This window comes from 'Prunus avium' virescence phytoplasma, from assembly GCF_050916135.1.
In the GTDB taxonomy this organism is placed as follows: domain Bacteria; phylum Bacillota_I; class Bacilli_A; order Acholeplasmatales; family Acholeplasmataceae; genus Phytoplasma; species Phytoplasma ziziphi.
The window spans coordinates 367,680-381,480 of sequence record NZ_CP069156.1 but is presented as its reverse complement, the minus strand read 5'-3'; the positions used below and the strand labels follow the sequence as shown (position 1 = coordinate 381,480).

The following is a 13,801-nucleotide window of genomic DNA, read 5'->3' as shown; positions in this document are numbered from 1 at the left end:
AATGTTAAATATTAAAGCTTTAACATAAAAAATGTTTATAAAATGTTAAATATTAAAGCTTTAACATAAAAAATGTTTATAAAATGTTAAAAAACCACTTTTAACATAAAAAATATTTATAAAAGTAATAAATTAAAGGCTAAACATAAAAAATGTTTATAAAATGAAAAAAAATTAAGCCTTTAATGCAAATAAAGACCAATAAATTAATTTTTTTATTATAAACCGCAACTGACCCAGAATAAACATTTTTTAAAATTACCCAAAAGCAATTATCAAAAACTAATTATTAATATTATAAATTATTTTTTTTATTTATCAACATAAACAACATAAAAAATTAATTTATTTTTTTTATTACTACCATTATTATATTCGCTATTAAAAGTAATTATTTTTAATCCAAAAAAGACTCATTTAAATCTAACTCAAACGTAAATGAGTATGTTTCGAATTAATTATCTCTAAAAAACATCTAAAATAATTAAAATTAACAAAAATATTGTCAAAAAAATTAATAAAAAATGCTATAATTATAGATATAAAAAAAAGAAAAAAGGTGCAAAATGTTTATCGGAAGAAACAAAGAAATTCAAAAATTGCAAAAAATCATTAATTCTCCTAAACATGAATTCGGTATTATATATGGAATTAGACAAGTAGGAAAAACTGCTTTATTAACACAAATTCAAAAACAAAATCCAAAAAAAGTTATTTATTTTATAGCTGATCAAACAGGATTGCCCAATAATTTAAAAACTTTAACAAAACGAATTACAACTTTTTTTAAAGATCCGAAATATATTTTTGAAGATTATTATGATTTATTCGAATATTTTTATAAAAAAGCAAATCAAAAAGAAATCGTTTTAATTATAGATGAATTTTCCTATTTGATACAAAGCGATAAGTCAATTATGTCAATTTTTCAAAAAATATATGAAGAAATAGTTTCTAAAAGTAAAATAAAAATTATTTTATCAGGTAGTCATTTAGGAATAATGGAATCAATAGATAGTTATCTAAATCCACTTTATAATAGAACTACTTTTAAAAAAATACAACTCTTACCTTTCGATTATAAAGAAGCATCTTTGTTTTTTTCTGATTTAGATGCTATTGATAAAATTAAATTTTATAGTATTTTTGGAGGTATGCCTTTTGTTTTGAAAAAAATTAACCCTAAAAAGGATTTAAAATCTAATATTAAAACTATTTTTTTACAAGAAAAAAATAATATTGAAGAAGTTTTAATTTCTCTTTTAGGGCATGAAAACAAAAAAACTTCTGTTTATGAACCTATTTTTAAAATTTTATCTTACGGAAATAATAAAACAATTTCGTATATTGCTAACAAATTAGAACAAGACATACCTAAAATAACTAATTTACTGAAAACTTTAACAAACATGAAATTAATAAACAAAGAAATCTCTTTTGAAGAAGTTTCAAAGAAACCTAAAAAAACTAACTATTCTTTCGCAGATCCTTTTTTTAAATTTTATTATTTTTTTATTAAAAAAAACGAATCTGAAAGTATCATTATGAATGAAAATAAATTTTATGAATTGTTTATTTTACCTCAATTGGAAAAATTTATTTCTTTGGAATTCGAAAAAATTTGCCAAACTTTTTTATTTAAAAAATATTACCAAAATGAAAAAATTAAAAAGATTGGAAGATATTGGGCAAACAATACAAAAGAAAATATTCATTGCGAAATTGATATTATTTTAACTGATACCGAAAATAAAACAACTATTTTCGAATGTAAATGGAGTAATTCGAAAATTGATTTCAAAATCGTCAAGCAATTACAACAAAAAAAAGAACATCTGAAAAAATTAAATTTTTTCTTAAATACCGATATTCAACTAGGTTTTTTTTCTAAAAATGGGTTTGATGATAAATTAATTCAAAATAATAACTACCTTTTATTTATTCCAGATGATTTATATAATCTAAGTTAATTTTATATATAATTCTAAGTTAATTTTATATATAATTTGCATCTTAAAAAAAGAAAATTTATAAAAAAAGAAGACTCATTTTAAAAAAGATTTATATTTTAATTTAAGATACAGGGCGCAAATATACGGTATAATGGGGTAATTTAGCCAATTGCCATGCTTGTAATGATAGCATGAAATCACGTAAAAGGAGAAATCCCGACGGTTCTTTAAACGAAAGAATGAGGAATTACAGCAGTCACGAAAGCGAAATGAGCCGAATTAGATAGGCAAGATGTTCTCGCAAGATTAAGATAGTCATGGAAAACGGTGTAAATTCGTGAAACTGTTAAAAGCAAATAGTAATTTAATAACCTACACGTAAGCTAATAAATAACCGTGTAGACTGAAAGCGATATGGGTAAATATGTATTGTGCTTATATGTTCATTATTAACAGCTATTAAATTAGCGATTTCAGTTATAAATCAACCGAGGTAGAACGGTTCTCTTGAAAGACAGAGTTTTAAAGACGGTTAAGACAGAACCTAAAACTATTAAGGCACATTATAGACGGAAATTGGAGAATCCTAAAAGACAAATTGAGAAATCAATTAAACTATTGAGGTAGAAAGCAATAGGTCTCAAGGATAAAGAGACCACCTAGTAGTCGTAGAAGCAAAACATGAGTCAGAACATTCATGATAATCGCACTACCAAGAAGCATTGGAAAGCAATGTATAAGGCGAAAGTGGCCAGCAACTGTTAATCTTGTTGGCAGTACGAAGAGATTGTCTGGAGAAATTACGGAAACTTGTGAGAAATCACTAAACTTGGAAGACCTACCAACGGAGTTTTAGAAATAAAACCTCGAAGATTGTAGTAATGCAATTTAGATTAATTAAAGCGTAGACAGTTGTGGAAAGCGGTATGCTTCGAAAGTTGCTCGTACCGTTTGGATGGGGACCAATTTGTAATAAAAGAGAGACATAAAACTCTCCATAAACGCATTTGATTTATCCATATAATTAATAAACCTACACGTAAGCTAATAATCAATCGTGTAGACTGAAAGCGATATAAATGAAAAGTTATGCATTTATATTTTCATTATAAACAGTTATTAAGTTAGTAATTTCAGTTATAAATCGGCCAAGACAGAACAGCTTTTGAAAGAAAGAGTTTCAAAGATGGTTAAGAATAGTCCTAAAACTATCAAAGAGCATTATAGACGGAAAATTAAGAATTCTAAAAGACATAATTGAGGTAATCAAGGTAAAGAGACCATTCAGTCAGTAGTAGAAGTAAAACGTGGATCGGAATTATCCATGATAATCGCACTGCCAAGAAGCATCGGAAAGCGATACATAGCTCGAAAGGGTTCAGTAATTGTTAATCTGTTGACAGTACGAAGAGACTGTCTGGAGTAATTACGGAAATCTGCGAGTGATAACCTCGATAAACTCGGAAGACCTACCAACGAAGTTTTGGAAATAAAACCTCGAAAGTTGCAGTGATGTAATCTAGATTGATTAAAGCATAGACAATTGTGGAAAACGGTATGCTTGGGAACTTGCTCGTACCGTTTGGACAGTGGCCATTTTGTAATAAAAGGGAGACAAAAAACTCCTCATAAACACATATTATCTATCTGTATTTTTTTATATAATAGGATACTTTGATTCGAATACTATTTTCGACTTAATAAAAGTATTAATTATGTTATATATTCAAATTTCAAAATACGGATTATTTTAATAAAATCTTTATATTGTTTTATATAATGATCTAAAAGGTAGGATTCGAACCTAAAAGATATGACAGTGATATTTTTCCCTATTTTATTTACTTTATTTTTTTAAAAATATTTTTATAAAAAATATGAAAATTATTTTTTTAATAGTTATTTGTAAATATTTTTTAAAAAACAAAAAAAATATTTAAATTTTTCGAACTCTGTAACACAATCGCAAACACTAGAATTACAAATAACGAAACTAAAAAAACAGCACCTACATAATCAACTAATAATAAAAAAACAAAATATATTAATAATATATATTTATAATCTTTATTTTTTTCATATTTATAAGTTTTATAAAAATGAAAAGTAAAAATAAAAATTTTCATCGTTTTGTCAAAACAAAGCTTTTTAAAATATAAAAATTAAAAAGTTAAATCGTTTATTTAAAAATAAATAATTTAACTTTTTTTTTTTTTTTTACATAAATTAAGATTAAAAAAAGATTTAAAAATTATTATTTAATAATTATATATAATTTTTTTTTTTTTTTTTTAACTAAAATCTTTATATAAAATAATAAAAATTATTATTTGAAAAATTAAAAAAAATTTTTTAACTTAAAATTAAACGAAAATCAGAAAAGGAATCGAACCTAAAATATGAAGCCTCAAACAAAAAAAATATGTCTTTGGACAGCCCCTGTGATAATCTTTGTAATTTTTATTTTGATATTAGGTTATTGCTACTTCACTGGTAAAATATTAAACTATACAAATGAATACAATCCAACTACTCGAAAATTAATCAAAAAAACTCATTTCCAACCTGACAGAAAAACAATAAAATATATCAACGAATATAATCCATCTAATGGAAATAAAATTAAAGAAACTTATTTCGATCCATTTACTAGAAAAAGAATTAAAGAAACTAGATTTCAAGATAACGGAAAAAAAATAAGCAATATCATTGAATTCGATCCATCTACCGGAAACTTAATTAAATCAACTTATTTCCGTTCTGACGGGAAAACAATATTTTGTATTCTCGAATTCAATCCATCTACTGGAAACTTAATTGAATCAATTGAATTCAATTCCGACGGAAAAACAATAAATGTCATTAATGAATACGATCAATCTACTGGAAATAAAATTCAATTAATTAATTTCTGCTCCGACGGGAAAACAATAGACTGTATCAATAAATTCGAACCATCTACTGAAACAAAAATCAAAGTAACTCAATTACGATCTGACGGCAAAAAAATAAAATATATTGATGAATACGATCCATCTAACGGAAATAAAATTAAAGAAACTATTTTCCAACCTCATGACCAAACAATAGATTATATCAACAAATACGATTCATATACCGGAAACTTAATCGAAACAACCTATTACAATCCCGATGGTTCTATTAGAGAATGAGAAAAGAAGTGGATCTTATTAAAAATACCTAAAATTAAATTAAAAATATATAAAAAATTATCTATTCTTATATATCATTTTCGATTTCTTTTATATCATGTCTTATGTTTGTATATAAAAATCCCATTAACGACATAATATAAATAAAAAAATAGTTGAATAAAAATTATAAGAAATTTTATGAATTCTGTCATGCAACAATTGTTTTAAGTTTTTTTCTTTTATGAATTTGTATCATTTTCTTTATTCCTCGATTTTAAAAGATATTTCGTTAAAAAACATTTTTTATCTTTTTTCTACTGTCATTATTTTAGCCAAAAACATAAATACTAATTTTTCTAAAAATATTCCTTTTAATGTTATTTTTTTAAAATAATATAAAATAATTAACATAATTAAATATAAAAAATAAATTATATTTATATTTTTTTGTTGTTAATTAGTAAATTTTATATTTATTTTTTCTTTCTTTTTTAATTTAATTGTTTTTGATTATTTTGAACCATTTTCTTTATTCCTCACTTTATAGTTATTTATTTTTATTTATTTATTAATATTTAAATTAAAAATTATCTTTTAATAAATTACAATTTTTTTGATTAAATTGCGTTTGGTTCGCAAAAAGACAAAAGGTGAAACTCCTATTAAAAATGCCCTAAAATTAAATTAAAAAATCAAAATAGTAAATTATTAAAAAAAATTCTAAAAATAAAAAACAACAATAAAAAAAACAAATAATTAAAATAATCTCTTAAAAAAGATTCTTTTCCTTTTACTAAAAATCAAATCAAAAATAAATTAAAAAAAATAAAAACCAAATTTTTTAAAAAAATTTTATTTAAATAATAGCAAATTATAAAACATATACCTAAATTATATTCAAATAACAAAAAAATAGAGCATAAAAAGTTCCATTTTGATCATTCGACCAATTAGAAATATCATAAAATAAAAAATATAATTCAAACAATAACTCAATAGAAAAAATATATTATTTTTTAAATGTGTCAATTAATCAATATTTATCATGTAATAGATAATTTATTTCAAACGACAACTAAAAAAAATATAGAAAATCAAAAAAATTCGATTCAAACAAAAGAATAGATAATTATTTTTGAGCAATTACAATTTAATTTGTTGATTTTCGAACAAATGTTTTTTTAGACTCGCTTCAACCAAATCATATTCAATTATAGTACCATCAGAAGAAATACTTCTTAATAATTCATTTGTTTTTTGATTATATTCGTATACAATACTTGGGCCATTTAAAAAAATTTCTTTTATCAAACAATTTTGCATTGTATCATATTCTTTAATATCACCATTAGGAAAAATTTCTTTTATCAATTTTTGCGTCTTAGGTTCGAATTCTTTTATATGTTTATTTGGTAAAATTAATTTAATTAATGCTTTAGTATCTGGATCATATTCTTTAATTGTTTTTTGATTTGTTCCATTGGGATAAATTATATTTTCTATTTCATTAGAATCGGGTTCAAATTCTATTATATTTTTATTAGGTAAGATTAATTTTATTAATTTATTATTTTTTTTATCGTATTCTTTGATTGCTTCGAATGTTTCCTTATTTGGAGTAATCTCTTTTAATATAAAACCTGAAAAAGGATCATATTCTTGAGTTGTGCCGTTCTTTAGAATTTTTCGAATTATTTTTTCATTAAAAGGATCATATATTAATACATCACCATTAGGCAAAATTTCTTTTTGTAACTTATGAGTATATAAACCATATTCTTTAATATTTCCGTTATCAAAAGTTATTTTAATTAATTTTTTAGTATTTAAATTATACTCTTTTATTATTTTTTTATCTGGAGAAATTTCTTGACAAGCGAAAAGGGAATAATTTCTAATCGTTCCATCAGGAAAAATTTCTTTTTTTAAAGAAGAATTATATTCTTTAATAATTCCTTCAGAATCTGTTTCTTCTAATAAGTAACCTTTTTTTGAATCATATTTTCTTTGGTATTTATAAATTTTTTTTTGGTTATCAGATGCAAAAAAGAATTCTTTGATCAAATTATATGTTTCTGAATCATACTCTTTGATATTACCTTTGGAATCAATTATTTTAATTATTTTTCCTTTAATATAATCATATTCCAATTGAATATTATTTGTTGAAATTATTTTTATTATATTTTTATTTAATTCGTCGTATTTAATTGATATATTATTTTTTAATAAATCCTTTATCATCTGTTCATATTCTTGAATATTACTATTTTCTAAAGTTATTTTGTTTATTAATTGTTCATTAGGCAAATCATATACTTTATTTTCTTCTTTAATATTTTCTTTTTTTTCACTTATTTTATAAATGATAAAAAGTATAACTAAAAATAACATTAAGAAGAATATTTTATAAAATATATTACTTTTTTTTAATTCCAATTAATTTGCCTTTCTAATCGAAGAAAAATTAATTTATGGATATATTTTCGAAAAATTTCCTAAATTTTAATTAAAAAAATATTATTTTTGTTTTGTAAACTAAAAAATTATATTTGGGATATTTTTTTATGTAACAAAACATTGATATTATACATCAAAAATTATTCATCGCTAATAATTAATTTAAATATTTTTTTTAAAAAAATATCTTTCAAAAAATAAATAAAGATATTAAAATAAATTTATAAAATTAATGAAAAAAGCAAAATAATTATAATGTATGTAAAAGTTGTTAAAATTTTTTTTATTTTATAATTACATTTGAATTACAGTTTTTTTATTTTTTAATTAAATTCGTATTTATTTATTAATAATGATGTAATTTTAAAAAAATTTTAATAATAATCGTTTTGTATTTCAATTTATTTCGACAAATATATTCAAATTATACATTTAAGGAGTTAAAAAATATGAAGCCAAATTCAAGTAAATTAGATTTTAAGAAAATTTCGGAATTAATTTTTTTTATAGGTAGTTTTTTTATGTCTGGTTTTGTTGGCGTAATTTTAATTGTATCAAGTATTAATTGTGATGGTTTAGTATCTAAATTTTTATTTGATTACATTTGTATATTCGTTTTTTTATGTTTTATTACTTTTTTCATTCATATAACTAAATTTAAAAATAATAAAATTCATTCTTGGGTGAATTTAATAACTTTAATTACAGGTTGTATGAGTTATATAAAACATTCACCAGCAATTGCAACTAATAACGATTTATTTTATAATAGAACCAACCCTTTTTCGTATTTATATCGTTTGTTGATTCTGATTTTACCTTTTTTATTTATATTTTATTATTTATGTTTAGCAAAAGATGTGCCACCTTCTAAGAAAAAAATATTTGTCATTGTTTGTTATCCTTTAATTTATATAATAAGTAAGACATTAATATTAGATATTTTTATTCATGAAAGTATAAAATGGAAAGGTATTGGCTCTTTAGGAATGGGTAATAAAACATCAGACATAATTTTCAATATACTACAACTTTATTCAAGATTTTTACTTTTAATCCCTTGTGTATTAGGAATTTTATTTATGAAAAAAGAAATCTTAAATAAAGAAAAGATACATTTAATATTAGTTTATATAGGTTGTGGTCTTGTAGCTTTATCTTTTGGAGGTTTTTGGTACCCTTTCCCTTTCAAACAAAATGTTATGAAAAGATTATTTAAGGGGACTGAAGTTTACAATTTTTTAGAACATTTATCTAATTATAATGAAAAACCAAATAATAATAGTAGTTCTGATCATAGCACAGGTTCATCATATGGTACACCAAGTTATAGTACAGGTTATAAAGAAGAAAGAAAGAAAAGTAAGATTTTTTTCAAAAATATTTTAAAAAGATAATAAAAATTTATTTTAAAATAAAAATAAAACATTTTTAAAAAATTATTAAATTAATTAAATTAACAAAAATAATTTTTATATTTTCGGACCCATAATTGTATTTTATAAGGGAGGATAAAAAGAATTAAAATATGATAATAAAAATAATATATTTACTAATTGTCTACTTTGATAAAATAAAATTTTTTTTAAAATCATTTTTTTATCTTTTTTGTATTTTATTTATCTTCATTGTATTCTTTACAAAAATCCAAAAAATAACAAACGTATTTTTTTATATAATCAACATTTTTATATATAAAGCCGACAACTTCTGTTTTTATCATTTGATTTTAATTTAAAAATTGAGAATTCATTTTTTAATTGTTAATTAGAAACTTTGTTTCAATCATTAACATATCTTTTGTCTCTTTATTATTATCTTATTCTCATTATTAAATCTTTTTTTATTTTTATATAAAAAAAATATTCATTAATTTTTTTTTAAAAATCAATAAATATTTTGTTATGTTATAATTTAAATTATATATTCCGAGTTTATCCATAAAAAACACAAACTTAATTTTCGAATTTAATTTCATGTTTAGCTTTTTTTAAATTGTAATTTCAAGTTTACCAGGATAATAATAAAAATATTAACAATAATAAATAATTTTTTATTTTAAATTATCTAATATTTTTTGGTCATTTTCTGTAATAACAAATGTTTTGTTTTTGGCATCAGCTGTTAAGCAAGCTATGCTTGTTCCTAATTTATTTTTACGTATTATTTTAATTTTATTTTCTTGTGAATCTGTTTCGATAATTATTTCCCCATCTAAATCAAAAGCGGGGCATTCGTTTCTCCATGATAATAATTTTAAAAGATTTTTAACAACAGGACGTTGAACTTGTGATTTAATTTCTTCTAAAGAATAATAATGACGATTAATATTTCTTCCTTCTTTCGAAGATTCTAATAATTTAATATCATTTTCTCCTGCTAACAAACCTACATAATAAATTTGTGGAATTCCTGGAGCAAATATTTGGAAAGCACGCGCTAATAAATAAGCATCGTCATCATTACCTAAAGCAGAATAATAAGTTGTATTAATTTGATAAATATCTAAATTATTATAGGAATCTGAAGAATAAATTTTTTTAACATTCGCTCCTATTTTGTATAATTTTTCAGAAGTATAATCGATTTCTTCATCTGTTAAAATACCACGAGCGTCAACCACTCCGATGCCATCATGAACATCTAAAGTAGTAAATTGCTTCATCGGTGATCTTCTTAACCAATCAGCTAAAGTTTTAACTTTTCCTGAATATAATGTATAAAGCATTACCAATGGTAAAACAAAATCATAAATAAAGTATCCATGTTTGCTAATTTTATCAGAAATAGTATAATGTTCATGAATTTCTGGTAAAATTTCGACTTCTAAAGGTTTTAAAATATTATCTACTTCTTTTAAAAGATTCCAAATTTCAGGTTCGACAAAAAAACAATTAGTATTTATTTTTTTACAAGCGTAAGCAAACGCGTCTAAACGAATTAAACTAGCGCCATGCGAAGCCATATCTACTAAAGTTTTTTTAATAAATTGTTTAGCTACAACATCGCTTATATTAATATCAATTTGATCTTCTCCGAAAGTATTCCAAAGTTTTTCTTCTGTGCCATCTTTAAAAGTAATAGAATGTATAGGCGCTTTATTTTTTCTTTTATAAATTAAATCAATATCTTCAGGAGTAGGTTTTTTGTCTTCTTTTTGAGCCCAAAATTTTTCCCAACGAATAAAAAAATTATTATATTTAGAATTATCATGATTTTCTTGAAAATCTTTATACATTACAGATTCACGAGAAATATGATTAATCATGAAATCGAACATTAAATAATATTTTTCGCTTAAATTTTCAATATCTTTCCGATTTCCGAAAGCTGAATCGACATTATCATATCCTGATGGAGAAAAACCACGATCGCTTGTTGACGGAAAAAAAGGTAATATGTGAATTCCGCCAATAGAATCTCCAAAATCTTCTTTTAAAACTTTAATTAAATCTTTAAGATTTTTTCCTAATGAATCAGGATAAGTTATTAACATTGCTTTATTTTTAATTTTCATTGATTATGACCCTTTTTTATAATTAAACTTTTGATTTTATAATTATTTATCAAATCACAAATAAAAAATGATATGATAAAGCTTTAAATATTTAATATTAAATAATTATAAAAACAGAAATAATTTTTTTAATTATTTCTATAATTTTAATTTTTTATATTAAAAATTCTAATTAATTATTTTAATAATTATTTTTAAAATTCTAAAATAATATATTATTTTTAAATTATTTATACTTATGAATTGTAACATAATTTTTATTTAAAATATTGTTTTGAAAACATACTCATCAATTACATTTATTTTAATATTTTTAAAATAATTAAAATTTTTATTCTTTTTTTAAGAGAAAAAACAAAAATGTAAATATCTAAAATAAAAAAAATTTATTATTTTTTGGAAATATGTCGTTTTCTAATTATTATTTTCTCGATATATATAACCCCGTTTCTGTATTGATAATAATTTCTTCTCCTTGTTCAATAAAAATAGGGACTTTAATAATCAAACCTGTTTCTAAAACAGCGTCTTTAAATGAAGTTGTTTTACGAGCATTATTAGACGTTGTCAAAGAATCTGTTTGAATTATTTTTAAAGAAATTTTATCAGGAATAGTAACACATAAAATCTCTTCTTCCTCATCGAACATAAATTCTACTAACATAGATTCTTTTAAATATTTAATGATATTTTCCAGTTTATCTTTAGATATTTCAAATTCTTCATAATTATCTGGATCTAAGAAAATATATTTATCATTTAAAATGTAAGAAAATTGCAATTTTTTTTTATTAACTAACGCTCTAGTAATTTTCACCCCTGCATTAAAAATATGTTCAATAATATAACCATTTTTTAAATTTTTTAATTTGCTTCTTACAAAAGCGGCGCCTTTACCAGGTTTAACATGTAAAAAATCTACAATTTGATAAACATTATTATTTAATTTAATAGTTTGACCTATTTTAAAATCATTAGTATTAATCATTATCTTTCGGTTCCTTTTTTAAAAAATTTTTTATTATATAAAATATTTTTTCTTTCCAATTTTCATCTAAAGGATTTATAATTTGTAAAAATTGAATTTGGTTTTTAAACCATGTTTTTTGTCTTTTGGCATATTTTAAAGAATTCCGAATAATTAAATCTTTAGCTTCGTTAAAACTTATTTTTTTTTCTAAAAAAGCTTTTATTTCGCGATATCCTATAATATTAAAATTTGCTTTTGGATGATTTTGGATAAGATATTTTACTTCTTGAATAAAACCTTTTTTTAACATTTCTTCTAATCTAGATATTAACCTTTCTTTTAAAATATTTTTTGGTATATCTAGATAAAAAAATAAAATATCGAATAAAGGAATATCTTTTTTTTTCTTGTCAGATCTTAAATTATTTTGAATAATTTGTTTATAAGCGCTTAAAATACGACGTGGATTTTTTTCATCTATAATTAATTTAGGATCTTTTTTTTTAATTATTTCCAACATTTGTTGTATTTCTAAATTATCTATATTCATCTTATGATTTAAAAATTCATCTTCAGAAAATAATTCATAATCAAAAAGAGATGCTTTAATATAAAGGCCACTTCCGCCAACTATAAAAGGAGTTTTTATTTGAGGTATTAATTCTCTAACATCTTTTTGAAAATTATAAATGTTATAAGATTCTTCAGGTTCAACTTTACTCAATAAATGATGTTTTATTTGTTTAGTTTCTTCAATATTTATTTTAGCTGAACCAATATCAAATTTTTTATAAATTTGAACCGAATCTGCATTAATAATTTCCCCTTCAAAAAAAAGAGCTAATTCAATAGACAAACTAGTTTTTCCGGATGCTGTTGGCCCAGAAATAACTATTACTTTTTTCATATAAATCCATTCTAAATAAAATTTTAATAAATAAATTTATATATTGTAAATTATAAAAAATTACTCATTAAAATTTATTTTTGTAATTTGCTTATGATGTCCTAAAGTTAATAAAACTCCGTTTAATTGTCTTTTTCCTTCTGCAATTTTATGCTTTTTTTTATGTTTTGTATTTATAAAATTATTAATAATAATATTTTTATCTTGTCCAATTACCCCTTCATATGGTCCAGTCATTCCGACATCTGAAATATAAAGTGTTTTTTTGGGTAATATTTTATCATCATTAGTTTGAACATGAGTATGTGTTCCTACGATAGCATCAATTTTACCATCAAAATAATGAGCCAAAGCAATTTTTTCACTAGTAACTTGTGCATGAAAATCTAAAAATGAATAATTATACTTGTTATGACAAATATTCAAAATATTTTCAATTTTTTCAAAAGGGCAAGATAAATTATCATTATTTATAAAAACTCTTCCTAAAGCGTTCATTATAAGAATTTTTTTATTTTTATATTTTATTATTTTATAACCATTACTAGCAGTACATTCGCTATCTAAATTAACAGGTATAACAATATTAGAAGACGAAATAAAATTCTTAATGGAATTATTGTCGAAAGTATGATTACCCATTGTTATTATATCAACTCCGGAAAGAATTAATTCTTTATAATGTTCGTAATCTAAACCTTTGCCATTATCGACATTTTCTGCATTCGCAATAATTATATTATATTTATATTTACTTTTTAAAAAATTTATTTTTTCTATTAAATAATCAACACCTGGCGTGCCACAAATATCACCAATAAAAAGAATTTTCATAATATT

Annotated in this window: 8 protein-coding genes; 3 read left to right on the top strand and 5 right to left on the bottom strand. The window is 21.9% G+C overall.

What is annotated here, in order from left to right; all coding sequences use genetic code 11:
* Positions 1-566: 566 nt before the first annotated feature.
* A complete protein-coding gene (locus tag JNO41_RS01695) occupies positions 567-1,970 on the top strand; it encodes an ATP-binding protein (RefSeq protein WP_121464158.1) in 1,404 nt (467 codons plus the stop codon).
* Between the two features lie 2,381 nt (positions 1,971-4,351).
* The gene (locus tag JNO41_RS01690) at positions 4,352-5,125 is read left to right on the top strand and encodes a DUF2963 domain-containing protein (RefSeq protein WP_121464156.1); all 774 of its coding nucleotides are present in this window, start codon (positions 4,352-4,354) and stop codon (positions 5,123-5,125) included.
* Positions 5,126-6,250: 1,125 nt separating this feature from the next.
* Here the strand turns inward: JNO41_RS01690 and JNO41_RS01685 are convergent.
* The gene (locus JNO41_RS01685) at positions 6,251-7,501 is read right to left on the bottom strand and encodes a hypothetical protein (RefSeq protein WP_152031108.1); all 1,251 of its coding nucleotides are present in this window, start codon (positions 7,499-7,501) and stop codon (positions 6,251-6,253) included.
* Positions 7,502-8,016: 515 nt separating this feature from the next.
* On the opposite strand from JNO41_RS01685, the gene JNO41_RS01680 reads away from it, so the two are divergent.
* Positions 8,017-8,964 (top strand): hypothetical protein, encoded by a 948-nt coding sequence (locus JNO41_RS01680; RefSeq protein ID WP_121464154.1) that lies wholly within the window; start codon positions 8,017-8,019, stop codon positions 8,962-8,964.
* Between the two features lie 656 nt (positions 8,965-9,620).
* Here JNO41_RS01680 and gtfA read toward each other — a convergent pair.
* From gtfA to JNO41_RS01660, 4 genes are all read right to left on the bottom strand, one after another.
* Positions 9,621-11,084 (bottom strand): sucrose phosphorylase, encoded by a 1,464-nt coding sequence (gene gtfA, locus JNO41_RS01675; RefSeq protein WP_121464153.1) that lies wholly within the window; start codon positions 11,082-11,084, stop codon positions 9,621-9,623.
* A 421-nt stretch (positions 11,085-11,505) separates the two neighbouring features.
* Entirely contained in the window at positions 11,506-12,072 is a 567-nt protein-coding gene (gene efp, locus JNO41_RS01670) for an elongation factor P (protein WP_121464152.1), read from the bottom strand.
* Entirely contained in the window at positions 12,065-12,961 is an 897-nt protein-coding gene (gene miaA / locus JNO41_RS01665; protein WP_121464151.1) for a tRNA (adenosine(37)-N6)-dimethylallyltransferase MiaA, read from the bottom strand. The genes efp and miaA overlap by 8 nt, the downstream gene beginning before the upstream one ends.
* Before the next feature lie 60 nt (positions 12,962-13,021).
* A complete protein-coding gene (locus tag JNO41_RS01660) occupies positions 13,022-13,795 on the bottom strand; it encodes a TIGR00282 family metallophosphoesterase (protein WP_121464150.1) in 774 nt (257 codons plus the stop codon).
* Positions 13,796-13,801: the final 6 nt, after the last annotated feature.

Bases quoted from the DNA above. Each gene is read 5' to 3' on its own strand.
- JNO41_RS01695 (WP_121464158.1), top strand. From the start codon at position 567: ATGTTTATCGGAAGAAACAAAGAAATTCAAAAATTGCAAAAAATCATT.
- JNO41_RS01690 (WP_121464156.1), top strand. From the start codon at position 4,352: ATGAAGCCTCAAACAAAAAAAATATGTCTTTGGACAGCCCCTGTGATA.
- JNO41_RS01685 (WP_152031108.1), bottom strand. From the start codon at position 7,501: ATGTTATTTTTAGTTATACTTTTTATCATTTATAAAATAAGTGAAAAA.
- JNO41_RS01660 (WP_121464150.1), bottom strand. From the start codon at position 13,795: ATGAAAATTCTTTTTATTGGTGATATTTGTGGCACGCCAGGTGTTGAT.
- efp (WP_121464152.1), bottom strand. From the start codon at position 12,072: ATGATTAATACTAATGATTTTAAAATAGGTCAAACTATTAAATTAAAT.
- gtfA (WP_121464153.1), bottom strand. From the start codon at position 11,084: ATGAAAATTAAAAATAAAGCAATGTTAATAACTTATCCTGATTCATTA.
- miaA (WP_121464151.1), bottom strand. From the start codon at position 12,961: ATGAAAAAAGTAATAGTTATTTCTGGGCCAACAGCATCCGGAAAAACT.
- JNO41_RS01680 (WP_121464154.1), top strand. From the start codon at position 8,017: ATGAAGCCAAATTCAAGTAAATTAGATTTTAAGAAAATTTCGGAATTA.